Origin of the sequence: Martinezella lusitana (genome assembly GCF_014207095.1) — a bacterium.
Taxonomy (GTDB): Bacteria; Pseudomonadota; Alphaproteobacteria; order Rhizobiales; family Rhizobiaceae; genus Rhizobium; species Rhizobium lusitanum_B.
The window spans coordinates 785,392-808,282 of the sequence record NZ_JACHBG010000001.1 but is presented as its reverse complement, the minus strand read 5'-3'; the positions used below and the strand labels follow the sequence as shown (position 1 = coordinate 808,282).

31 protein-coding genes are annotated in these 22,891 nt (G+C 58.5%); 1 reads left to right on the top strand and 30 read right to left on the bottom strand.

Annotated features, from left to right (window positions below):
• Positions 1-8: 8 nt before the first annotated feature.
• From rpsK to rpsL, 29 genes are all read right to left on the bottom strand, one after another.
• Positions 9-398: a 30S ribosomal protein S11 gene (gene rpsK / locus GGD46_RS03935; RefSeq protein WP_004118426.1), complete on the bottom strand. Its 390-nt coding sequence runs from the start codon at positions 396-398 to the stop codon at positions 9-11.
• 131 nt (positions 399-529) lie between these two features.
• Positions 530-898, bottom strand: coding sequence for a 30S ribosomal protein S13 (gene rpsM / locus GGD46_RS03930; RefSeq protein ID WP_004118424.1), 369 nt, complete (start codon positions 896-898; stop codon positions 530-532).
• 217 nt (positions 899-1,115) lie between these two features.
• The gene (locus GGD46_RS03925; RefSeq protein WP_184701954.1) at positions 1,116-1,766 is read right to left on the bottom strand and encodes an adenylate kinase; all 651 of its coding nucleotides are present in this window, start codon (positions 1,764-1,766) and stop codon (positions 1,116-1,118) included.
• On the bottom strand, positions 1,763-3,103 hold the full coding sequence (secY, locus tag GGD46_RS03920; protein WP_184701952.1) for a preprotein translocase subunit SecY: 1,341 nt from the start codon (positions 3,101-3,103) through the stop codon (positions 1,763-1,765). Before secY ends, GGD46_RS03925 begins: the two co-directional genes overlap by 4 nt.
• A 224-nt stretch (positions 3,104-3,327) precedes the next feature.
• Entirely contained in the window at positions 3,328-3,798 is a 471-nt protein-coding gene (gene rplO, locus GGD46_RS03915) for a 50S ribosomal protein L15 (RefSeq protein ID WP_092844941.1), read from the bottom strand.
• 17 nt (positions 3,799-3,815) lie between these two features.
• Positions 3,816-4,028 (bottom strand): 50S ribosomal protein L30, encoded by a 213-nt coding sequence (gene rpmD / locus GGD46_RS03910; protein ID WP_004118415.1) that lies wholly within the window; start codon positions 4,026-4,028, stop codon positions 3,816-3,818.
• Between the two features lie 13 nt (positions 4,029-4,041).
• Positions 4,042-4,611: a 30S ribosomal protein S5 gene (gene rpsE, locus GGD46_RS03905; protein ID WP_004118414.1), complete on the bottom strand. Its 570-nt coding sequence runs from the start codon at positions 4,609-4,611 to the stop codon at positions 4,042-4,044.
• 128 nt (positions 4,612-4,739) lie between these two features.
• A complete protein-coding gene (gene rplR, locus GGD46_RS03900) occupies positions 4,740-5,102 on the bottom strand; it encodes a 50S ribosomal protein L18 (protein ID WP_004118412.1) in 363 nt (120 codons plus the stop codon).
• A 12-nt stretch (positions 5,103-5,114) separates the two neighbouring features.
• Positions 5,115-5,648 carry a 50S ribosomal protein L6 gene (rplF, locus tag GGD46_RS03895; RefSeq protein WP_184701950.1) on the bottom strand — a complete coding sequence of 178 codons (534 nt, stop codon included), beginning with the start codon at positions 5,646-5,648 and terminating at the stop codon, positions 5,115-5,117.
• A gap of 41 nt (positions 5,649-5,689) precedes the next feature.
• Positions 5,690-6,088 carry a 30S ribosomal protein S8 gene (gene rpsH, locus GGD46_RS03890; protein ID WP_104822788.1) on the bottom strand — a complete coding sequence of 133 codons (399 nt, stop codon included), beginning with the start codon at positions 6,086-6,088 and terminating at the stop codon, positions 5,690-5,692.
• Positions 6,089-6,100: 12 nt separating this feature from the next.
• Positions 6,101-6,406, bottom strand: coding sequence for a 30S ribosomal protein S14 (gene rpsN, locus GGD46_RS03885; protein ID WP_004118406.1), 306 nt, complete (start codon positions 6,404-6,406; stop codon positions 6,101-6,103).
• 33 nt (positions 6,407-6,439) lie between these two features.
• A complete protein-coding gene (gene rplE, locus GGD46_RS03880; RefSeq protein ID WP_184701948.1) occupies positions 6,440-6,997 on the bottom strand; it encodes a 50S ribosomal protein L5 in 558 nt (185 codons plus the stop codon).
• Positions 6,990-7,298, bottom strand: a complete 309-nt coding sequence (gene rplX / locus GGD46_RS03875) for a 50S ribosomal protein L24 (RefSeq protein ID WP_184701946.1) — start codon at positions 7,296-7,298, stop codon at positions 6,990-6,992. The genes rplE and rplX overlap by 8 nt, the downstream gene beginning before the upstream one ends.
• 11 nt (positions 7,299-7,309) lie before the next feature.
• A complete protein-coding gene (gene rplN, locus GGD46_RS03870; protein ID WP_003573790.1) occupies positions 7,310-7,678 on the bottom strand; it encodes a 50S ribosomal protein L14 in 369 nt (122 codons plus the stop codon).
• A gap of 225 nt (positions 7,679-7,903) precedes the next feature.
• Complete coding sequence (gene rpsQ, locus GGD46_RS03865) at positions 7,904-8,143, bottom strand: 30S ribosomal protein S17 (RefSeq protein WP_184701944.1); 240 nt, start codon at positions 8,141-8,143, stop codon at positions 7,904-7,906.
• 12 nt (positions 8,144-8,155) lie between these two features.
• Entirely contained in the window at positions 8,156-8,356 is a 201-nt protein-coding gene (gene rpmC, locus GGD46_RS03860) for a 50S ribosomal protein L29 (protein ID WP_007690763.1), read from the bottom strand.
• Positions 8,357-8,367: 11 nt separating this feature from the next.
• Positions 8,368-8,781, bottom strand: coding sequence for a 50S ribosomal protein L16 (rplP, locus tag GGD46_RS03855; RefSeq protein ID WP_184701942.1), 414 nt, complete (start codon positions 8,779-8,781; stop codon positions 8,368-8,370).
• Between the two features lie 36 nt (positions 8,782-8,817).
• Entirely contained in the window at positions 8,818-9,543 is a 726-nt protein-coding gene (rpsC, locus tag GGD46_RS03850; protein WP_004118393.1) for a 30S ribosomal protein S3, read from the bottom strand.
• Positions 9,543-9,932 carry a 50S ribosomal protein L22 gene (rplV, locus tag GGD46_RS03845; protein ID WP_184701940.1) on the bottom strand — a complete coding sequence of 130 codons (390 nt, stop codon included), beginning with the start codon at positions 9,930-9,932 and terminating at the stop codon, positions 9,543-9,545. The genes rpsC and rplV overlap by 1 nt, the downstream gene beginning before the upstream one ends.
• Positions 9,933-9,934: 2 nt before the next feature.
• Positions 9,935-10,213, bottom strand: coding sequence for a 30S ribosomal protein S19 (gene rpsS / locus GGD46_RS03840; RefSeq protein WP_037199970.1), 279 nt, complete (start codon positions 10,211-10,213; stop codon positions 9,935-9,937).
• 15 nt (positions 10,214-10,228) lie between these two features.
• Complete coding sequence (gene rplB / locus GGD46_RS03835; protein WP_184701938.1) at positions 10,229-11,065, bottom strand: 50S ribosomal protein L2; 837 nt, start codon at positions 11,063-11,065, stop codon at positions 10,229-10,231.
• A gap of 11 nt (positions 11,066-11,076) precedes the next feature.
• On the bottom strand, positions 11,077-11,370 hold the full coding sequence (locus GGD46_RS03830; protein ID WP_007690755.1) for a 50S ribosomal protein L23: 294 nt from the start codon (positions 11,368-11,370) through the stop codon (positions 11,077-11,079).
• A complete protein-coding gene (gene rplD / locus GGD46_RS03825; protein ID WP_184701936.1) occupies positions 11,367-11,987 on the bottom strand; it encodes a 50S ribosomal protein L4 in 621 nt (206 codons plus the stop codon). The genes GGD46_RS03830 and rplD overlap by 4 nt, the downstream gene beginning before the upstream one ends.
• A gap of 13 nt (positions 11,988-12,000) precedes the next feature.
• Positions 12,001-12,642, bottom strand: coding sequence for a 50S ribosomal protein L3 (rplC, locus tag GGD46_RS03820; RefSeq protein ID WP_004118384.1), 642 nt, complete (start codon positions 12,640-12,642; stop codon positions 12,001-12,003).
• Positions 12,643-12,679: 37 nt separating this feature from the next.
• A complete protein-coding gene (gene rpsJ / locus GGD46_RS03815; protein ID WP_003547547.1) occupies positions 12,680-12,988 on the bottom strand; it encodes a 30S ribosomal protein S10 in 309 nt (102 codons plus the stop codon).
• Between the two features lie 313 nt (positions 12,989-13,301).
• Positions 13,302-14,477: an elongation factor Tu gene (gene tuf / locus GGD46_RS03810; protein ID WP_015339584.1), complete on the bottom strand. Its 1,176-nt coding sequence runs from the start codon at positions 14,475-14,477 to the stop codon at positions 13,302-13,304.
• 67 nt (positions 14,478-14,544) lie between these two features.
• Positions 14,545-16,644 carry an elongation factor G gene (gene fusA, locus GGD46_RS03805; protein ID WP_184701934.1) on the bottom strand — a complete coding sequence of 700 codons (2,100 nt, stop codon included), beginning with the start codon at positions 16,642-16,644 and terminating at the stop codon, positions 14,545-14,547.
• A gap of 30 nt (positions 16,645-16,674) precedes the next feature.
• A complete protein-coding gene (gene rpsG, locus GGD46_RS03800) occupies positions 16,675-17,145 on the bottom strand; it encodes a 30S ribosomal protein S7 (protein WP_037153812.1) in 471 nt (156 codons plus the stop codon).
• Positions 17,146-17,224: 79 nt separating this feature from the next.
• Entirely contained in the window at positions 17,225-17,596 is a 372-nt protein-coding gene (gene rpsL / locus GGD46_RS03795) for a 30S ribosomal protein S12 (RefSeq protein WP_003507760.1), read from the bottom strand.
• Positions 17,597-18,104: 508 nt separating this feature from the next.
• Between rpsL and GGD46_RS03790 the strand changes: the two genes are divergently transcribed.
• On the top strand, positions 18,105-18,398 hold the full coding sequence (locus GGD46_RS03790) for a hypothetical protein (RefSeq protein WP_004123433.1): 294 nt from the start codon (positions 18,105-18,107) through the stop codon (positions 18,396-18,398).
• A gap of 124 nt (positions 18,399-18,522) precedes the next feature.
• Here the strand turns inward: GGD46_RS03790 and rpoC are convergent, their stop codons facing one another.
• Positions 18,523-22,734 carry a DNA-directed RNA polymerase subunit beta' gene (gene rpoC, locus GGD46_RS03785; protein ID WP_184701932.1) on the bottom strand — a complete coding sequence of 1,404 codons (4,212 nt, stop codon included), beginning with the start codon at positions 22,732-22,734 and terminating at the stop codon, positions 18,523-18,525.
• Positions 22,735-22,891: the final 157 nt, after the last annotated feature.

Sequence of the window (22,891 nt, the reverse complement as noted above, 5' to 3'; positions counted from 1 at the left end):
GGCGATGATCAGACGCGACGCTTCTTGCGCGGGCGGCAACCATTGTGCGGGATCGGGGTCACATCGCGGATCGACGTGATCATGAAACCAGCAGCCTGGAGCGCGCGCAGAGCGGATTCACGACCGGAGCCCGGACCGCAAACTTCAACTTCCAGCGACTTCATGCCGTGTTCCTGAGCCTTCTTGGCGCAGTCTTCAGCAGCGATCTGGGCAGCGAACGGGGTCGACTTGCGCGAACCCTTGAAGCCCTTAGCACCAGCGGACGACCAGGCAATCGCGTTGCCCTGTGCGTCGGTGATGGTGATCATCGTGTTGTTGAAGGTCGAATTGACGTGTGCGACGCCCGACGTGATATTTTTACGCTCGCGACGACGAACGCGTACGGCTTCCTTGGCCATGTTAGTCCTTTCTTGGATCTCTGCACCGCCGTAATGCCAGCGGCTACACCGAAACGACACTCATTGAGCGCCGCTTCAAACTCAAAAGAGGCCGGCGGACCGCCAGCCTCCCACCTCCGGCTTCCCGGAAATTACTTCTTCTTACCAGCGATCGCCTTTGCCGGGCCCTTGCGGGTACGAGCATTGGTGTGGGTGCGCTGACCGCGAACCGGCAGGCCGCGACGATGACGCAGGCCACGGTAAGAACCCAGGTCCATCAGACGCTTGATGTTCATCGCGGTTTCGCGACGCAGATCACCTTCGACCTGATAGTCACGGTCGATGGTTTCGCGGATCTGCAGAACCTCAGCATCCGTCAACTGGTTGACGCGACGCTCGGCCGGGATACCGACCTTCTCGCAGATTTCCTGTGCAAACTTCGGTCCGATCCCGTGAATGTAACGAAGCGCAATAACTACGCGCTTTGCAGTCGGGATGTTGACGCCAGCGATACGAGCCACGCCTGTTCTCCTTGCATTCCTTTTGCCTTGGCAAAGGGTCTTGTTATGCAGCCCGGGAGCTGCTTGTTCGATGTGAGTCCGTAACATGTCAAAACGACCGTGCCGGACTTCCCCGTTGGAAATCCGCGCCGATCGCATAGCATGTCGCGAGTTGGCGCGGTGTTTAGCGGAATCAGTGCAAAAAAGCAACCGCTCCAGCCAGTTTATTTTAGGCTACTCAAAGCTTAGCCAGGATAGCTTCGATACTATCAGTCACATGCTCGATATCGGCCATGCCGTCGATGCTCTGCAACTTGCCCTTGGCATAATAGTATCCGATCAGCGGCGAGGTCTCCTTGTAGTAGACTTGGAGGCGCGTCGCCATCGTCTCGGCATTGTCGTCAGGCCGACGCTTGAAATGCGTCGAACCGCATTTGTCGCAGACACCCGCCGTTGCCGGAACCTTGTCAGTGTCGTGATAGACGCTGCCGCAGTTCGAGCAGGAATAACGGCCGGAGACGCGGCGAATCAGTTCAGCGTCATCAACCTTCAGCTCGATGACGACGGAAAGCTCCAACCCCTTTGCGTTGAGCATCTGCTCGGTGGCATCAGCCTGTACCAAGGTACGCGGAAAGCCGTCGAGGATGAACCCCCTGGCGCAATCCGGCTGATCAATGCGCTCAGAGACGATCGCATTGACGATCTCGTCGGAGACGAGCTTGCCAGCATCCATGACGGCCTTGGCGCGCTTGCCAACTTCCGTACCAGCCTGAACGGCCGCACGCAGCATATCACCTGTGGAGAGCTGAGGAATGCCGTGCTTCTCCACGATACGCTGGGCCTGGGTCCCCTTACCTGCACCCGGTGGCCCTAAAAGTATGAGTCTCATCGCCCCCTCTTTCCTCCACGCAACTTCGATTTCTTGATCAGGCCTTCATATTGCTGTGCGATCAGGTGACCCTGAATCTGCGCCACCGTATCCAGCGTTACGCTAACCACGATCAGAAGCGAAGTGCCACCCAGAGACAAGGGAATACCGGTCTGGGACACGAGAATTTCGGGCAGGATGCAGACGAAGACGAGATAGATCGCGCCGATGACCGTAATGCGGGTCAGCACATAATCAATATATTCGGCGGTGCGCTCACCCGGACGGATGCCTGGAATGAAGCCGCCATGCTTCTTCAGATTGTCGGCCGTGTCCTTCGGATTGAAGACCAGCGCAGTGTAGAAGAAGGCGAAGAAAGCAATCAGCGCCGCGTAGAACACCATGTAGACGGGTTGGCCATGACCCAACGCCGCGACGATCGAGGTGACCCAGGTCGGAAGCGCGGTGTTGTTGCCGAGACCGGCGACCGTTGCCGGCAGCAGGAGCAGCGACGATGCGAAGATCGCCGGGATAACGCCCGAGGTGTTGAGCTTCAGCGGCAGGTGCGACGTGTCGCCCTGGAACATGCGGGTGCCGACCTGACGCTTCGGATACTGGATCAGAAGGCGACGCTGGGCGCGCTCTACGAAGACGATGAGAGCGATGACCAGAACGGCGACCACCAGAACGGCGAGAATCAGACCCGTCGACAGAGCACCGGTACGGCCGAGTTCGAGCGTGCCTGCAAGAGCGGTCGGCAGACCGGCGGCAATGCCGGCGAAAATGATCAGCGAAATACCGTTGCCGATGCCGCGCGAGGTCACCTGCTCGCCGAGCCACATCAGGAACATCGTGCCGCCGAGCAGCGTAATGACGGTGGAAATGCGGAAGAACCAGCCCGGATCGACCACAACGCCGTTGCCATGCTCAAGGCCGATCGCAATGCCGTAGGCCTGCAACGCGCCGAGCAGCACCGTACCGTAGCGGGTGTACTGGTTGATGATCTTACGGCCCTGCTCGCCTTCCTTCTTCAGGTTTTCGAGCGACGGGACGACCGACGTCATCAGCTGAACGATGATCGAGGCCGAAATATAAGGCATGATACCGAGCGCGAAAATCGCCATGCGCTGTACAGCGCCGCCCGAGAACATGTTGAAGAGGCCGAGAATGCCGCCCGACTGGTTATGGAAAGCCTGGGCATAGGCAGCAGGATTCAAACCTGGAAGCGGAATATGTGTACCGAGCCGATAAACGAGGAGAGCGCCGAGCGTAAACCACAGGCGCTTCTTGAGATCCTCGGCCTTGGCAAAGGTCGAAAAATTGAGATTGGACGCCAATTGTTCCGCTGCAGAAGCCATGCAAATCTCCGCATTACCAATTCCGGCATAATCGGCCGGGTCCGGAATCAGTAAATAAATTGTTCAAAAGCCGGGCTTTGGACGGATTGCGATGCAATCGGACGCCTCACCCTTGGTTCCCGTTATAGACCGGAAAGACACTGCCGCATCGTTCAGGTTCGTGAGGCTCACATATGGGAGCAAAATCGCCCGAAGTGAAGCACCTCGGGCGATTATTGATCATATTATTCTGCGACAGATGCGAGCAGCTTGACGGAACCGCCGGCCTTCTCGATCTTTTCAACAGCAGACTTGGAAGCGCCTGCAACTTCAAGCGTTACCTTCGCCTTCAGTTCGCCGTCCGAGAGAACCCGAACGCCGTCCTTGACGCGGCGAATCACGCCAGCAGCCTTGAGGGCAGCAGCATCAATGGTGTTCTTGGCATCGAGCTTGCCGGCATCGACGGCAGCCTGGATGCGCTCCAGCGATACGACAACGTAGTCAGCAGCGAAGATGTTGGTGAAGCCGCGCTTCGGCAGGCGACGGTAGATGGGCATCTGACCGCCTTCAAAGCCGTTGATCGCAACGCCCGAACGGGACTTCTGACCCTTTACACCACGGCCACCGGTCTTACCGGAGCCGGAGCCGATGCCGCGGCCGAGGCGCTTGCGGCTGTGGGTCGAGCCTTCGTTATCCTTGATCTCATTCAGTTTCATAGCGAATTACCTCCGGCTCACTTCTCGTCGACGATGCGAACGAGATGCTGGACAGCACGGATCATGCCACGAACAGCCGGGGTATCTTCCAGCGTGCGGCGACGGTGCATCTTGTTCAGTCCGAGACCGATCAGCGTCTTCTGCTGAACATCCGGACGGCGGATCGGGCTGCCAACCTGCTCGACCGTAACGGTCGCCTTAGCTTCAGCCTTCTTGGTCGTCTTGGCCATAGGTCAAACTCCCTTATTCTTCGGAGGCGTTGCCCGAAGCGGCGCGACGAGCCTGCAGGGTAGCATACTTGATGCCACGCTGAGCTGCGATGTCCTTCGGGTGAACCTGGTGCTTCAGGGCGTCGAACGTGGCGCGAACCATGTTGTATGGGTTCGACGAACCGGTCGACTTGGCAACGACGTCATGAACGCCGAGCGTTTCGAAAACGGCACGCATCGGACCGCCGGCGATGATACCGGTACCGACCTTGGCCGAGCGCAGCAGAACCTTGCCGGCGCCATGACGGCCATGAACGTCGTGATGCAGCGTACGGCCGTCACGCAGCGGTACGAAGATCATGTCGCGCTTGGCGCTTTCGGTTGCCTTGCGGATCGCTTCCGGCACTTCGCGTGCCTTGCCGTGACCAAAGCCGACGCGGCCCTTCTGGTCGCCGACGACGACGAGAGCGGCGAAACCGAAACGGCGGCCACCCTTCACAACCTTGGCGACGCGGTTGATCGCGACCAGCTTGTCGACGAATTCGCTATCGCGCTCTTCACGGCTCTGGCGGTCTTCCCGCGGAGCCCTCTTTTCCTGTGCCATTGTCCTCTTCCTTTTTCTTTTCCGGGTGCAACGGGCAAACAAAACGAAGACCGCATCAACCTCCGAAGGGAGATTTGCGGTCCGGTGAAATCCGGCCGGCGCCTGTTGGCTACCGGCCGGAAACTTGATCAGAAGGTCAGGCCGCCTTCGCGAGCCGCTTCGGCGAGAGCCTTGATGCGGCCGTGATAGATGAAGGCGCCGCGATCGAACACGACTTCCTTCACGCCTGCCTTGGATGCGCGCTCAGCAACGAGCTTGCCAACCAGAGCTGCGGCGGCGGTATCGGCACCGGTCTTCAGAGAACCGCGCAGATCCTTGTCGAGCGTGGAGGCAGCCGCGAGGGTCTTGCCAGCCACATCATCAATGACCTGGGCGTAGATGTTCTTCGACGAGCGATGAACCGACAGGCGCGGACGGCCGTTGGCCACCGACTTGATTTGACGGCGCACGCGGTTGGCGCGACGCGCAAGTGCTTCTTTCCTGCTAGCCATTTCGCGTGATCCTTACTTCTTCTTGCCTTCTTTGCGGATGATCCGCTCTTCGGCATACTTAACACCCTTGCCCTTGTAAGGCTCGGGACCGCGGTATTCGCGGATTTCAGCTGCAACTTGGCCGACCTGCTGCTTGTTGATGCCGGTGACGACGATTTCCGTCGGCTTCGGCACAGCGATCGTGATGCCCTGCGGCGGCTCATAAACCACGTCGTGGCTGAAGCCGAGCGCCAGCTGCAGGTTCTTGCCCTGCATGGTCGCACGATAGCCGACGCCGTTGATTTCGAGCTTACGCTCGTAGCCGTCCTTAACACCCTTCAGGATGTTCTCGATCATCGTGCGGGACATGCCCCACTTTGAACGAGCGCCCTTGGAGTCGTTAAGCGGCGTTACGACAATTGCATTGTTTTCCAGCTTGAGACCGATTTCGTCGTTAGCGACGAAAAACAGCTCGCCCTTGGGGCCCTTGGCAGTCACTTTTTGGCCATCAACCGTGGCCGTGATCCCTGCAGGTACCTGAACGGGCTTCTTACCGATACGAGACATTTTTCAAACCTGTCTGTTTCGAAGGAGATCCCTGTCCGATCTTAGAAGACCGAGCAGAGAACCTCGCCACCAACATTCTGTTCACGAGCCTGGTGATCAGCCATCACACCCTTCGGAGTCGAAAGGATAGTGATGCCGAGACCGTTCGCGACCTGCGGAATGGACTTAACCGAGACATAAACTCGGCGGCCCGGCTTAGACACGCGGCCGATCTCACGGATCACCGACGAGCCTTCGTAGTACTTCAGCTCGATGTTGAGCTCAGACTTGCCGTTGCCGAAATCGACGACGGAGTAGCCACGGATGTAGCCTTCAGCCTGCAGAACATCGAGAACGCGCGCACGGAGCTTGGACGCAGGCGTCGAAACCGACGACTTGCGGCGCGAAGCACCATTGCGGATGCGGGTGAGCATATCGCCCAAAGGATCAGTCATGGTCATCTAATCTGCTCCTTACCAGCTCGACTTGACAATGCCCGGCACCTTGCCGAGGTTGCCCAGTTCACGCAGCGCGATACGCGACATGCGCAGTTTGCGGTAATAGGCGCGCGGACGGCCCGATACTTCGCAACGGTTGCGAATGCGAGTCTTCGATCCATCGCGCGGGAGCGATGCCAGCTTCAGGGTAGCCTTGAACCGGTCTTCGATCGAGAGAGACTGGTTCATGATGATTGCCTTCAGGGCAGCGCGCTTCGCAGCCTGGTTGGCAACCGTATTGCGGCGGCGCTTGTTCTTTTCAACTGCGCTTGTCTTCGCCATATCAGGTTTCCTTTTCTACGCTCGTCGTTACGGTTACTGACGGAACGGGAAGTTGAACTCTTTCAGAAGAGCCCGTGCTTCGTCGTCCGTGTTTGCCGTCGTGCAAACGATGATGTCCATGCCCCACATCTGATCAACCTTGTCGTAGTTGATCTCTGGGAACACAATGTGCTCCTTGATGCCCATGGCGAAATTGCCACGACCGTCAAAGCTCTTCGGGTTCAGGCCGCGGAAGTCGCGAACGCGCGGAAGCGCGATGTTGACCAGGCGATCCAGGAACTCGTACATGCGGGCGCCGCGCAGGGTGACCTTCGCGCCGATCGGCATGTTTTCGCGGACCTTGAAGCCAGCGATGGAGTTGCGTGCGCGCGTGATGACCGGCTTCTGACCAGCGATCGCTGCGAGATCGGCAGCAGCAACAGTCGGCTTCTTCGAATCAGCCGTTGCTTCGCCGACGCCCATGTTGATCACGATCTTGTCCAGCTTCGGGATCTGCATCTCGTTGGCGTAGGAGAACTTCTCCAGCATGGCCGCACGGATGCGAGCAACGTATTCCTTCTTGAGCCGCGGCTCGTACTTTGCCTCAGCCATCGATCACTTCTCCAGAGGTCTTGGCCACACGGACCTTCTTACCATCCACAACCTTGAAACCGACGCGGGTCGGCTTGCCGTCCTTGTCGACGACAGCAATGTTGGACAGGTGAAGCGGGGCTTCCTTGCTGATGATGCCGGCTTCCTGGCTCTGCGTCTGGCGCTGATGGCGCTTTACGACGTTGACGCCACGAACGACCGCACGGTCTTCCTTCGGCAGCACTTGAATAACTTCGCCGGTGCGGCCCTTGTCCTTACCGGTCAATACGACGACCTTGTCGCCTTTACGGATCTTCTGCATCGCTCCGCTCCTTACAGTACTTCTGGAGCCAGCGAGATGATCTTCATGTGGTTCTTGGCGCGAAGTTCGCGCGGAACCGGTCCGAAGATACGGGTGCCGATCGGCTCTTTCTTGTTGTCGATGAGGACTGCTGCGTTGGTATCGAAGCGGATGACGCTGCCATCCGGACGACGGATGTCCTTGGCGGTACGAACGACAACCGCCTTCATCACATCACCCTTCTTCACACGGCCGCGCGGAATAGCTTCCTTGATCGAAACGACGATGACGTCGCCGATAGAAGCGTACTTGCGCTTCGAGCCGCCCAGCACCTTGATGCACATGACACGACGTGCGCCGGAATTATCCGCCACGTCGAGGTTTGTTTGCATCTGAATCATGTCAGGTCGCCTTCTTGTTGTTACCGGAATGGTTGGGTCAACCGACCCCCTACCCCGGCTTATGAACTAGTGTCTTGTCTGATTTCAAAGCTTCGGGAACCGCATGCGGTCGCCGTCGCCGGTCATCAATAAAGCAAAAGAACGCCCGTACGCGAGCGTCCTGCTTCCAAGCTCGTGCTTCATACAGATATTTCGCCCAAGCGCAAGGGCCTGAGCGAGATTCTGTTACTTGGACTGGGCGGAAATGACCGTCCAGCTCTTGTCCTTGGAAATCGGCGCGCATTCCTCGATGGAAACGACGTCGCCGACCTTGTACTGATTGTTCTCGTCGTGAGCCTTGTACTTCTTGGAACGACGAACAGTCTTCTGGAGCAGCGGGTGAGCGAATCGACGCTCAACGCGAACTACTACAGTCTTCTCGTTCTTGTCGCTGACCACGACGCCCTGCAGAATGCGCTTCGGCATGTTATTTTTCCTTTAGGCCTTTGCTTCTGCCGCCTTCTGGCGGGCAATGGTTTTTACGCGAGCGATGTCCTTACGGACTTCGTTGATGCGCGAGGACTTTTCAAGCTGGCCGGTCGCCTTCTGAAAGCGCAGGTTGAACTGCTCCTTCTTCAGCTTGGCAAGCTCGTCCTTGAGTTGGTCGGCGCTCAGGGCGCGAACATCTGCGGCTTTCATGAGCTTCTTCCTTACTCTGCAATGCGCTGAACGAAGCGCGTCTTGACCGAGAGCTTGGCAGCGCCGAGGCGAAGAGCCTCACGAGCGATTTCTTCGCTCACACCGTCGATCTCGAACATCATGCGGCCGGGCTTGACCTTGCATGCCCAGTATTCCACGGAACCCTTACCTTTACCCATACGGACTTCGGTAGGCTTTGCGGTTACCGGAACATCCGGGAACACGCGGATCCACACACGGCCGGCACGCTTCATGTGGCGCGTGATCGCGCGACGAGCTGCTTCGATCTCACGAGCGTTAACGCGGTTAGGCTCCTGCGACTTCAAACCGAATTCGCCGAACGCCAGGTCAGAACCACCCTTGGCAACGCCCTTGATGCGGCCCTTGAATTGCTTGCGGTACTTCGTACGCTTTGGCTGCAACATTTTCTTATTCTCCGAACTTATCTGCCACGTACGCTATCAAGCGTTGTCGCGGCGACGGTCTCTATCGCGATCGCGGCTAGCCGGACCCTGGGCGTCGCCCTCGAGCGCACGGCGTTCGGAGGCCATCGGATCGTGCTCAAGGATTTCGCCCTTGAAGATCCAAACCTTGATGCCGCAGATGCCGAAAGCGGTTTCTGCTTCAGCCGTACCGTAATCGATGTCGGCGCGCAGCGTGTGCAGCGGCACACGGCCTTCGCGGTACCATTCCGTACGAGCGATTTCAGCACCGCCAAGACGGCCGGCGCAGGTGATCTTGATGCCTTCGGCGCCAAGACGCATCGCGGACTGAACGGCGCGCTTCATGGCGCGACGGAAAGCAACACGGCGCTCAAGCTGCTGAGCGATCGACTGGGCAACCAGCGTCGCGTCGATTTCCGGCTTGCGTACTTCAACGATGTTGAGGTGCGTTTCGGAGTTCGTCATGTCCGACAGCTTCTTGCGGAGCTTATCGATGTCTGCACCCTTCTTGCCGATGATCAAACCCGGGCGAGCCGAGTGGATCGTGACGCGGCACTTCTTGTGCGGACGTTCGATGACGACCTTCGAGATACCAGCCTGCTTCAGTTCGTTCATGACGAACTTACGCATCTTCAGGTCTTCGTGAAGAAGCTGACCGTACTCGGCATTGTCCGCAAACCAGCGGCTATCCCAAGTGCGGTTGATGCCAAGACGAAAACCGATTGGATTGATTTTCTGACCCATTATGCGGCCTCCTCTTGAGCTTCAACTTCACGAACGACGATCGTCAGGTGGGCGAACGGACGCTCGATACGAGACGCACGGCCACGGCCACGAGCGTGGAAACGCTTCATGACGATCGACTTGCCAACGTAAGCTTCCGCTACGACCAGCGAGTCAACGTCGAGATCGTGGTTGTTTTCTGCGTTGGCGATCGCAGATTCGAGCGTCTTCTTCACAGCGCCAGCAATGCGCTTGCGCGAGAATTCCAGCTCTGCGAGCGCGCGGTCAACCTTCTTGCCGCGGATCTGTGCCGCAACCAGGTTGAGCTTCTGCGGGCTGACACGGAGCGTGCGCGCAACTGCCTGCGCCTCATTGTCCTTCAGCCGGCGTTCGGTTTTTGCCTTGCCCATTGTTACTTCCTCTTCGCCTTCTTGTCCGCACCGTGACCATAATAGGTACGGGTCGGGGCGAACTCGCCGAACTTGTGTCCGACCATGTCTTCATTGACGCTGACCGGAATATGCTTGCTGCCGTTGTAAACACCAAAGGTGAGACCAACGAACTGCGGCATGATGGTGGAGCGACGGCTCCACATCTTGATTACTTCGTTACGTCCGCCTTCACGCACCTTCTCAGCCTTCTTGAGAAGATAGCCGTCAACAAACGGACCTTTCCATACTGAACGAGCCACTTGAGACTTCCTCTCTTACTTCTTGCGCTGATGGCGCGAGCGCATGATCATCTTGTCGGTCGACTTGTTCGACCGCGTACGCTTGCCCTTGGTCGGCTTGCCCCATGGGGTCACCGGATGGCGACCACCAGAGGTGCGGCCTTCACCACCGCCGTGCGGATGGTCGACCGGGTTCATGACGACGCCGCGGTTATGCGGCTTCTTGCCACGCCAACGCGAACGACCGGCCTTACCGTCGTTGATGTTGGCATGATCCGGGTTCGAAACCGCACCGATCGTTGCAAGGCAGGTGCCGTGTACGAGGCGCTGTTCGCCGGAGTTGAGGCGAAGGATCGCCATACCCTGGTCGCGACCAACGAGCTGCGCGTAGGAACCGGCGGAGCGAGCGATCTGACCACCCTTGCCCGGCTTCATTTCCACGTTATGGATGATGGAGCCGACCGGGATGAACTGCAGCGGCATGGTGTTGCCGGGCTTTACGTCGACAGCCTTTTCCGAAGCAATGACCTTGTCGCCGGAAGCGAGGCGCTGCGGAGCGAGGATGTAGGCCAGTTCGCCGTCCGTGTACTTCACCAGAGCGATGTAAGCGGTACGGTTCGGGTCGTATTCGATACGCTCGACGGTTGCTTCAACGTCGAACTTGCGACGCTTGAAGTCGACCAGACGATAGCTGCGCTTATGACCGCCACCCTGGAAACGCACGGTGATGCGACCGGTGTTGTTACGTCCGCCCTTGGAGGTCAGGCCTTCCGTCAGCGTCTTGACCGGCTTGCCCTTGTAGAGCGAGGAGCGATCGACGATGACCAGCTGACGCTGGCTCGGGGTCGTCGGATTGAATGTTTTCAATGCCATTTTCTTATTCCTCAGAGACCGGTGGAGACGTCGATCGACTGGCCTTCGGCGAGTGTCACGATAGCCTTCTTCACGTCCTTCTGCTTGCCGACGAGACCTTTGAACCGCTTGGTCTTGCCCAGGCGCAGCAGGGTGTTAACGGCCGTAACCTTGACGCCGAACAGCGCTTCGACGGCAGCCTTGATTTCAGGCTTCGTCGCGGTCTTGGCAACGTTGAAAACAACCTGGTTATTGTCCGAAAGCAGGGTGGACTTTTCGGTGATCGCAGGAGAAACGATCACATCGTAATGGCGAAGATCCGTCACTTGAATCGCTCCTCTAGAGCTTCAACTGCGGCCTTGGACAGGACGAGCTTGCCACGGCGCAGGATGTCGTAAACGTTGATGCCCTGAACCGGCAGAACATCGATGTTCGGGATGTTCTGGGCTGCGAGCTTGAAGTTGTTGTCCAATTCGGCACCGCCGATGAACAGCGCGTTGGTCAGGCCGAGCGTCTCGAAAGTGCTGGCCAGAGCCTTGGTCTTCGCATCAGCTGCAATCAGGCTGTCGATGACGATGACGTCTTCGGACTTCAGCTTGGCAGACAGAGCGTGACGCAGGCCGAGGGCGCGAACCTTCTTCGGCAGATCGTGCTCGTGGCTGCGGGTAACCGGGCCGTGAGCCTTACCACCGCCGCGGAACTGCGGAGCGCGAGCCGAATGGTGACGAGCCCGGCCCGTACCCTTCTGCTTGTACATCTTGGCGCCGGTGCGGGCTACGTCCGCGCGGCCCTTGGCCTGATGCGTGCCCTGCTGCTTTTTGGCAAGCTGCCAGCGAATGACGCGGGCGAGAATGTCTTCACGCGGCTCCAGGCCGAAAATCGCGTCAGAAAGGGAAACCTTCCCAGCGTCTTTGCCCTCGAGGGTCTTGACGTTCAATTCCATTGGTTTGGCTCCCTTACTTCGCGGCCGACTTGACGGCATCGCGCACGATGATCCAGGCGCCCTTGGAGCCGGGAACCGCGCCCTTGACGAGGATCAGACCGCGATCTTCATCGGTCGAAACCACTTCAAGGTTCTGCGTCGTCACGCGCGTCTGGCCCATGTGACCAGCCATCTTCTTGTTCTTGAACACCTTGCCGGGGTCCTGGCGCGAACCGGTCGAACCGTGCGAGCGGTGCGAAACCGACACACCGTGCGTAGCACGCAGACCGCCGAAGCCGTGACGCTTCATAGCGCCGGCAAAACCCTTACCGATCGTCGTGCCGGTCACGTCGACGAGCTGACCCGCCGTGAAGTGAGCAGCCTTAAGCTCGGTGCCGACTTCAAGCAGGTTGTCGTCCGTAACACGGAATTCAACGAGCTTGGCCTTCGGCTCAACGCTTGCGACGGCGAAATGACCGCGCAGGGCCTTCGTCGTGTTCTTAACTTTAGCCTGGCCGGCACCCAGCTGAACTGCGGTGTAGCCATTCTTTTCAACTGTGCGCTGGGCTACGACCTGGCAGCCATCCAAACGCAATACGGTTACCGGGACATGCTCGCCGGCGTCGTTATAGACGCGGGTCATTCCCACCTTCTGTGCAATCACACCTGAACGCATCGGTTCAATCCTTCTCACTCAGCTCGAGAACCAGGTCTCAGAGCTTGATCTCAACATCGACACCGGCGGCGAGATCGAGCTTCATCAGCGCGTCTACCGTCTGCGGGGTCGGGTCAACGATGTCGAGGAGGCGCTTATGCGTGCGCATCTCGAACTGCTCGCGGCTCTTCTTGTCGATGTGTGGGGACCGGTTAACCGTGAACTTCTCGATACGGGTCGGAAGCGGAACGGGGCCCCGGACGCTAGCACCGGTGCGCTTCGCCGTCGACACGATCTCGCGCGTGGAAGCATCGAGAATCCGGTGATCGAACGCCTTCAGGCGAATGCGGATATTTTGGCCGTTCATTCGACGTTATCCTTGTGTTTTGTTATCTCGCGTGCCGTTAAAAAAACAGGCACGGATTGTTCTTTTTCCTAAGGCGGACCACCGGTTTCAAAGATCGAGAGGGACGCCGGCTGCGGCATCCCCATCCACTCTGCTAGACCTTTCGGTCCACCTTATTGTTAATTTCACTGCCCGCTTCGTCATCCGAAGCAGAGCGCAAATCACGCTCGCGCGCCATTTGCAACATTTCCATGTCATAAGCAAGCGGCTACTGCCGCTTGCATCATAATATTGTCATCGAATCGGCCACTCGGGTGGAGTGGCCGGCTTCGAATTACTCGACGATGGATGCAACGATGCCAGCGCCGACGGTACGGCCGCCTTCGCGGATAGCGAAGCGAAGCTTTTCTTCCATCGCGATCGGAACGATCAGCTCAACAGCAACCGTGACGTTGTCGCCTGGCATAACCATTTCCGTGCCTTCCGGAAGCGTCACGATGCCCGTCACGTCCGTCGTGCGGAAGTAGAACTGCGGGCGGTAGTTCGTGAAGAACGGCGTATGACGGCCGCCTTCTTCCTTCGTCAGGATGTAGGCTTCGGCCATGAACTTCTTGTGCGGCTTGACAGAGCCCGGCTTGCACAGGATCTGACCACGCTCAACGCCGTCACGGTTAACACCGCGAACCAGGGCGCCGATGTTGTCGCCAGCCTGGCCCTGATCGAGCAGCTTGCGGAACATTTCAACGCCGGTAACCGTCGTCTTCGACGTCGGACGAATGCCGACGATTTCGACTTCTTCACCAACCTTGACGATACCACGCTCAACGCGGCCCGTCACAACCGTACCACGGCCCGAGATCGAGAACACGTCTTCGATCGGCATCAGGAACGGCTGGTCGATCGGACGCTCCGGCGTCGGGATGTAGGCGTCAACCTGAGCCATCAGCTCGCGGATCGCGTCTTCGCCGATCTTCTTGTCGCTGTCTTCAAGAGCAGCAAGTGCCGAACCCTTGACAACCGGGATGTCGTCGCCCGGGAAGTCGTAGGACGACAGAAGTTCGCGAACTTCAAGCTCGACCAGCTCGAGAAGTTCAGCGTCGTCAACCTGGTCGACCTTGTTCAGGAACACGACGATGGCCGGAACGCCAACCTGACGAGCAAGCAGGATGTGCTCGCGGGTCTGCGGCATCGGGCCGTCGGCTGCCGAGCAAACCAGGATCGCGCCGTCCATCTGTGCCGCACCCGTGATCATGTTCTTGACATAGTCAGCGTGGCCGGGGCAGTCGACGTGAGCGTAGTGACGGTTCGGCGTCTCATACTCAACGTGCGCCGTCGAGATCGTGATACCACGAGCCTTCTCTTCCGGAGCGGCGTCGATCTGGTCATACGCCTTGAACTCACCGAAGTACTTCGTGATCGCTGCCGTCAGTGACGTCTTGCCGTGGTCAACGTGCCCAATCGTACCAATGTTGACGTGCGGCTTATTGCGCTCAAACTTACTCTTTGCCATTTTCGGCTCTCCATTTTTCCTGTCCCCGAAGGGATCAATTCTTGTTATCGGTCAATTGGTATTCCGGTCACTTCTGACCGGAATACTTTGCCTGGATTTCCTGTGCGACGTTCGACGGAACCGGCGCGTAATGATCGAAGGTCATCGTGTACTGTGCACGACCCTGAGACATCGAACGCAGGTTGTCGACGTACTTGAACATGTTTGCCAGCGGGACGTTTGCGTTGATGACAACAGCGATACCGCGGCTTTCCTGGCCCTGGATCTGGCCACGACGCGAGTTCAAGTCGCCGATGACGTCGCCGACGTAGTCTTCCGGCGTTACGACTTCGACCTTCATCATCGGCTCGAGGAGCTGAGCACCGGCTTCGCGAGCTGCTTCACGGAAGCAAGCGCGGGAAGCGATTTCGAAGGCCAGAACCGACGAGTCAACATCGTGGAAGGCACCGTCGATGAGCGTCGCCTTGACGCCGAGCATCGGGAAGCCAGCCAGCGGGCCCGAAGACAGAACGCTTTCGATACCCTTCTGAACGCCCGGAATGTATTCCTTCGGAACAGAACCGCCGACGATCTTGGACTCGAACTTGAAGTCGTCGCCGTCCGGGTTTGGTTCGAACACGATCTTGACGCGAGCGAACTGACCGGTACCGCCAGACTGCTTCTTGTGGGTGTAGTCCTTTTCCGTCTGACGCGTGATGGTTTCGCGGTAAGCAACCTGCGGCGCGCCGACGCTTGCTTCAACCTTGAATTCACGACGCATACGGTCGACGATGATGTCGAGGTGGAGTTCACCCATGCCTGCGATGATGGTCTGGCCCGATTCCTGGTCCGTCTTGACGCGGAAGGACGGGTCTTCTGCAGCCAGGCGGTTGAGCGCGAGGCCCATCTTTTCCTGGTCGCCCTTGGTCTTCGGCTCGATCGCGATCTGAATGACCGGCTCGGGGAATTCCATGCGCTCGAGGATAACCGGCTTCAGCGGATCGCAGAGCGTATCGCCAGTGGTGGTTTCCTTGAGGCCGGCCAAAGCAACGATGTCGCCAGCGAAGGCTTCTTCGATGTCTTCACGCGAGTTCGAGTGCATCTGCAGCATACGGCCGACGCGCTCGCGCTTGTCCTTGACCGTGTTGATGACCGATGCGCCCTTTTCGAGCTTGCCGGAATAGATGCGAGCGAAGGTGAGCGAACCGACGAAGGGATCGTTCATGATCTTGAATGCCAGCATGGACAACGGCTCGCTGTCGTCAGCGTGACGTTCGATCTCGGCGTCGGTCTTGAAATCGATGCCCTTGATCGCCGGGATGTCGAGCGGCGACGGCAGGTAATCGACAACGGCGTCGAGCAGCGGCTGAACACCCTTGTTCTTGAAGGCGGTGCCGCAGAACATCGGATGGAACTTGACGTCGATCGTGCCGCGACGGACGAGCGCACGGATCTGATCGTTGTCAGGCAGGTTGCCTTCGAGGTAGGCCTCAGTCGCGGCTTCGTCGATCTCGACAACGGTCTCGATCAGCTTTTCGCGGTATTCGGCAGCCTTTGCCTTCATGTCTTCCGGAATTTCGACGACGTCCCACTGAGCGCCGAGCGATTCGTCACGCCAGATGAGAGCGTTCATCTCGATCAGGTCGATAACGCCCTTGAAGTCGCTTTCAGCGCCGATCGGCAGCTGCATGACGACGGCGGTAGCGCCGAGGCGGGTCTTGATCATCTCAACCGAGCGATAGAAGTCAGCGCCGGTCTTGTCCATCTTGTTGCAGAAGATCATGCGCGGAACATGATACTTCTCAGCCTGACGCCAGACGGTTTCCGTCTGCGGCTCTACGCCGGCGTTGGCGTCGAGCAGAGCGATAGCACCGTCGAGAACGCGCAGCGAACGTTCCACTTCGATGGTGAAGTCAACGTGGCCGGGGGTGTCGATGATGTTGAAGCGGCGGGTCTTGCCGTCGCGGCCCTTCCAGAAGGTGGTCGTAGCAGCGGAGGTGATCGTGATGCCACGCTCCTGCTCCTGCTCCATCCAGTCCATCGTGGCTGCGCCGTCGTGCACTTCGCCGATCTTGTGCGACTTGCCGGTGTAGTAAAGAATACGCTCGGTGGTCGTGGTCTTGCCGGCGTCGATGTGCGCCATGATACCGAAATTGCGGTAGTCTTCGATTTTATATTCGCGAGCCATAATGGACTGCCTTTCCGAAACCGTTCGGGATTACCAGCGATAATGCGAGAACGCACGGTTGGCATCAGCCATCTTGTGCGTGTCTTCGCGCTTCTTAACGGCAGCGCCGCGGTTGTTGGAGGCATCGAGAAGTTCGCCGCTGAGGCGATCGACCATAGTCGTTTCGTTACGCTTACGGGCAGCAGTGATCAGCCAACGAATAGCGAGAGCCTGACGGCGCTCCGGACGAACATCAACTGGAACCTGGTACGTAGCACCACCAACGCGACGCGAACGAACTTCAACGTGCGGAGCGATGTTATCCAAAGCCTGATGGAACACGCCGAGCGGCTCCTGCTTTGCCTTGCCCTGCACGGCGTCGAATGCGCCGTATACGATGCTTTCAGCGACGGACTTCTTGCCGTCAAGCATGATAGCATTCATGAACTTGGTGACGACCAGATCGCCGAACTTCGGGTCCGGATTGATCTCGCGCTTTTCTGCCTTATGACGTCTGGACATGTACTTCTCGTCTCTCAACTGTTAGCGGCGCCTCACCACGCGGAGAACCTCGCGCAGCGCCGGATTATCTGAAACCGAATTACTTCGGACGCTTCGCACCGTACTTCGAACGGCGCTGCTTGCGGTTCTTGACACCCTGGGTATCGAGAACGCCGCGGATGATGTGATAACGGACACCCGGAAGGTCCTTTACGCGGCCGCCACGGATCATGACGACGGAGTGTTCCTGAAGGTTATGACCTTCGCCGGGAATGTAACCAATGACTTCGAAGCCGTTGGTCAGACGGATCTTTGCGACCTTACGCAGAGCCGAGTTCGGCTTCTTCGGCGTGGTCGTGTAGACGCGGGTGCAAACGCCGCGCTTCTGCGGGTTCTCCTGGAGAGCGGGAACCTTGTTACGCTTTACCTGCGCCTGGCGAGGCTTGCGGATCAGCTGGTTTACGGTAGGCATTCAACCATCCCTTGTAAATCTATCTCGACACCCTTGCGGGCATGATTATCGCCGTCACCGGCAACGACACACGATCGTCTCAATGCGCAAAACGTGGCCCGATCCGCTTTCGCAGATGGACCACAAAAAAGCAGAGGACACCTAGAGTGGCGTCTTGCGTGCAGCATTCGTGTCTTCAACGTGCGTTTTAGAACCTTGTTTGAGGTGAACTTCAGGGCGCGTCGCCCCGAACGACCATGCCTCACATGGGTTCCGATGGCGGCGGTACTACTGGTTTCACGCCGGTTCGTCAAGGCCGGTTAAGAAATTATCTTTGTCACAAAGGCCCGGAAGCCCGGGAAAACCAGCCATTTGGCGCTTTCAATAGGGAAATGCCGTCCCTTCGGCAAGATGGACTTTGGTATTTCGCCAAAATCCCTATAAGGAATCACCGAAAGGCATTTTCATCCGACGCCCTGCCCTAACAAAGGAATCGCCGGGTCGATTCGATACTCCCGAAGGAAGATTCATGATTACTGCGCCAGACAACGACAATAATTCCGATGGTCCCATGGTCTTCATCATCATCGGCAAAGGCTATGAGACCGATGGCGGCGAAGGCATCGACCTGCATGTGATGTTGAAGGCGCCGGATGACGACACTGCCGTGCGCGAAGCGCTCAATGCACTTGCAGAGGAAGGCTTCATAGAGGCAGACCTGGATCAGATCGGCCTGCTGACGGATATTCCGGACGAAGAGCCGCACGCCTCGGCCTACCAGGGCGCGCTCGAAGGCGAAGTCGCGATCATCCGCTTCCGCTGAGCGCAAGCGGCATCGCGGCAAGGCGACCACCAGACCGCCCTCACCTTTCACGTATGAGCTTTAGACAAAAAGAAACCGCCCGGATCGCTCCGGGCGGTTTTTGATTTTCTATGTCCAAAACCGCTTATTCAGCGACCGGAACAGTCTCACTGGCCATGTCCTGCAGCATCGGCGTTGCGACGGCTGCACCCGTGCCCTTGCGACGTTCCTCGAGGATGAGTTCGTCGCGAGCCGTAGCGATACGGCGGATCTGCGTCATGGTACCGCCGGTACCGGCCGGAATCAGACGGCCGACGATGACGTTTTCCTTCAGGCCCTGCAGACCATCGGTCTTGCCGGCGATCGCAGCTTCCGTGAGCACCTTGGTCGTTTCCTGGAAGGAAGCGGCCGAGATGAACGACGGCGTCTGCAGCGAGGCCTTGGTGATGCCGAGCAGCACCGGATCGCCGTAAGCTGGCTTCTTGCCTTCTTCAATCAGCGCGTCGTTGGCATCGTCCAGCTCGATACGGTCGACGTTGTCGCCGACGATATACTGGCTGTCGCCCGCATCGGTGATTTCCACCTTCTGCAGCATCTGACGGACAATCACTTCGATGTGCTTGTCGTTGATGACAACGCCCTGCAAGCGGTAGACTTCCTGGATTTCGTTGACCAGGTAGGAAGCCAGAGCCTCCACGCCCTTGATCGCCAAGATGTCGTGCGGAGCCGGGTTACCGTCGAGGATGTAATCACCCTTCTCGATATAGTCGCCTTCCTGAAGGTGGAAGGGCTTGCCCTTCGGGATCAGGTATTCGACCGGCTCTACACCGTCTTCCGCCGGCTCGATGATGACGCGGCGCTTGTTCTTGTAGTCGCGGCCGAGGCGGATCGTACCATCGATCTCTGCGATGATGGCGTGGTCCTTCGGACGACGAGCTTCGAACAGTTCGGCAACGCGCGGCAGACCACCGGTGATGTCCTTGGTCTTGGCGCTTTCCAGCGGCGAACGAGCGAGAACGTCACCCTGCGACACCTTCGTGCCCGGCTCGACCGACAGGATCGCGTCGACCGAGAGCAGGAAGCGGGCTTCGCCACCACGCGACAGCTTCGCGACATTGCCGCTGGCGTCCTTGATGACGATCGCCGGCTTCAGGTCGGAACCGCGCGGCGTCGAGCGCCAGTCGATAACCTGACGCTTGGTGATGCCGGTGGACTCGTCGGTCGCTTCGAGAACCGAAAGGCCGTCGACGACGTCTTCGAAGTGAACCGTACCGGCCACTTCCGTCATCATCGGACGGGTGTACGGATCCCACTCCGCCAGACGCTGACCGCGCTTCACCTTGTCGCCTTCGTCGACATACAGCTTCGAGCCGTAAGCAACGCGCTGCGAAGAGCGTTCGACGCCACGTTCGTCCAGGATCTGGACGGTCATGTTGCGGCCCATGGCAACCAGGTTGCCATCGGAGTTGCGCAGCATGTTGCGGTTCTTGATCTGAACCGTACCCTCGTAGGAGGCTTCCAGGAACGACTGGTCGACCACGGTCGCCGTGCCGCCCAAGTGGAAGGTACGCATGGTCAGCTGCGTGCCCGGCTCACCGATCGACTGCGCGGCGATAACGCCGACAGCTTCACCGAGGTTGACAGGCGTACCGCGAGCAAGGTCGCGACCGTAGCAGACGCCGCAGACGCCGGTCTGGATTTCGCAGGTCAGTGCCGAACGGATGCGGATCGACTGGATACCAGCCTTTTCGATCTCGATGACATCCGGCTCGAGGATCATCTTGCCGGCATCGACGATGCGCTCACCCGTGACCGGGTGGTCGATATCGTCAAGCGCCGTACGGCCGAGGATGCGGGCGCCGAGCGAAGCAACGACCTGACCGGCATCGACGATGGCGGTCATGGTGAGGCCCTTGTCGGTACCGCAATCGACGTGCGTGACGATGCAGTCCTGAGCGACGTCGACGAGACGGCGGGTCAGGTAACCGGAGTTTGCCGTCTTCAACGCGGTGTCTGCCAGACCCTTACGGGCACCGTGCGTCGAGTTGAAGTACTCGTTAACGGTCAGACCTTCCTTGAAGTTCGAGATGATCGGCGTCTCGATGATTTCGCCCGACGGCTTGGCCATGAGGCCGCGCATGCCGCCCAGCTGACGCATCTGGTTCGGAGAACCACGAGCACCAGAGTGGCTCATCATGTAGATCGAGTTCATCGGCTTCTGGCGACCGGTCTTCTCGTCGAATTCGACGGCCTTAATACGGGCCATCATTTCTTCGGCGACCTTTTCCGTAGCCTTGCCCCAGGCGTCGACAACCTTGTTGTACTTCTCGCCCTGAGTGATCAGACCGTCGTTGTACTGCTGTTCGTATTCCTTCACCAGGGCTTCGGTATCACCAACGATCTTAACCTTGGTGTCCGGAATGACCATGTCGTCCTTGCCGAACGAAATGCCGGCGCGGCAGGCATGGGCAAAGCCGAGCTGCATGATGCGGTCGCAGAAAATGACCGTGTCCTTCTGGCCGCAATGGCGGTAGACCGTGTCGATCATCTTGGAGATGTTCTTCTTGGTCATTTCCTGGTTGCAGATATCGAAGGTCACCTTGCCATGCTTCGGCAGCAATTCGCCGATGAGCAGACGGCCAGGCGTGGTTTCGTAGATCTTCGAATAGGACTTGCCCTCTTCGTCGACCGACTTGAAGCGGCCGCGGATCTTCGAATGCAGCGTGACGACCTTGTTTTCGAGCGCGTGATGCAGCTCTCCGAGGTCGGAGAAGGCCATGCCTTCGCCCGGCTCGTTCTGGTTCAGGATCGACAGGTAGTACAGGCCGAGAACCATGTCCTGCGAGGGAACGATGATCGGCGCTCCGTTTGCCGGGTGCAGGATGTTGTTGGTCGACATCATCAGCACGCGGGCTTCAAGCTGGGCTTCCAGCGAGAGCGGCACGTGAACGGCCATCTGGTCGCCGTCGAAGTCGGCGTTGAAGGCCGTGCAGACGAGCGGATGCAGCTGGATTGCCTTGCCTTCGACCAGCATGGGTTCGAAGGCTTGGATGCCCAGGCGGTGCAGCGTCGGTGCGCGGTTCAGCAGAACCGGATGCTCGCGGATGACCTCGTCGAGGATATCCCAGACTTCCGGCTTTTCCTTTTCGACCAGCTTCTTGGCCTGCTTGACGGTGGAGGAATAACCCTTCGCGTCGAGGCGGGCGTAGATGAACGGCTTGAACAGTTCGAGCGCCATCTTCTTCGGCAGGCCGCACTGGTGCAGCTTCAGTTCCGGACCGGTCACGATGACCGAACGGCCGGAATAGTCGACGCGCTTGCCGAGCAGGTTCTGACGGAAGCGGCCCTGCTTGCCCTTGAGCATGTCGGACAGCGACTTCAGCGGACGCTTGTTGGCGCCGGTGATGACGCGGCCACGGCGGCCGTTATCGAACAGCGCATCGACAGATTCCTGCAGCATGCGCTTTTCGTTGCGGATGATGATGCCCGGAGCGCGCAGTTCGATGAGGCGCTTCAGACGGTTGTTACGGTTGATGACGCGGCGGTACAGATCGTTCAGATCCGACGTCGCGAAACGGCCGCCATCGAGCGGAACCAGCGGACGCAGGTCCGGCGGGATGACCGGGACGACCTTCATGATCATCCATTCCGGGCGGTTGCCGGACTCCATGAAGTTCTCGACGATCTTCAGGCGCTTCATCAGCTTCTTCTGCTTGAGATCCGACGTGGTGTCGGCAAGCTCGGAGCGCAGGTCGCCGGCGATCTTTTCGAGGTTCATGCTGGCCAGCATCTCGTAGATCGCTTCAGCGCCGATCATTGCGGTGAACTGGTCTTCGCCATACTCGTCGACAGCAAGCATGTACTCTTCTTCAGAGAGCAGCTGATGCTCCTTCAGAGCAGTCAGACCCGGCTCGGTGACGATGTAGTTTTCGAAGTAGAGAACGCGCTCTACATCCTTCAGCGTCATGTCGAGCAGCGTCGAAATGCGCGATGGCAGCGACTTCAGGAACCAGATATGGGCAACGGGAGCAGCGAGCTCGATATGGCCCATGCGCTCACGGCGAACGCGCGACAGCGTGACTTCGACGCCGCACTTTTCGCAGATGATGCCCTTGTACTTCATGCGCTTGTACTTGCCGCACAGGCACTCGTAGTCCTTGATCGGTCCGAAGATGCGTGCGCAGAAAAGACCATCGCGTTCCGGCTTGAACGTACGATAGTTGATCGTTTCCGGCTTCTTGATCTCGCCATAAGACCAGGAAAGAATCTTCTCCGGCGATGCGATCGATATCCGGATGGAATCGAAATTCTGTGCAGGCACCTGCGGGTTGAAAAGATTCATGACCTCTTGGTTCATGCCTATCTCCTTTTGGGGCGAAGCGCCCTCGAACTGCAATCAGTGCCGGCAAATTCCCGGGAACCGGACTGACGCACTAAAACGACAATAACCGCAAAATGCGGCGAAACCGTCCCTGCCTGGCGCTACCCGAAACCGGGCGCCGGCTGGAACGGTG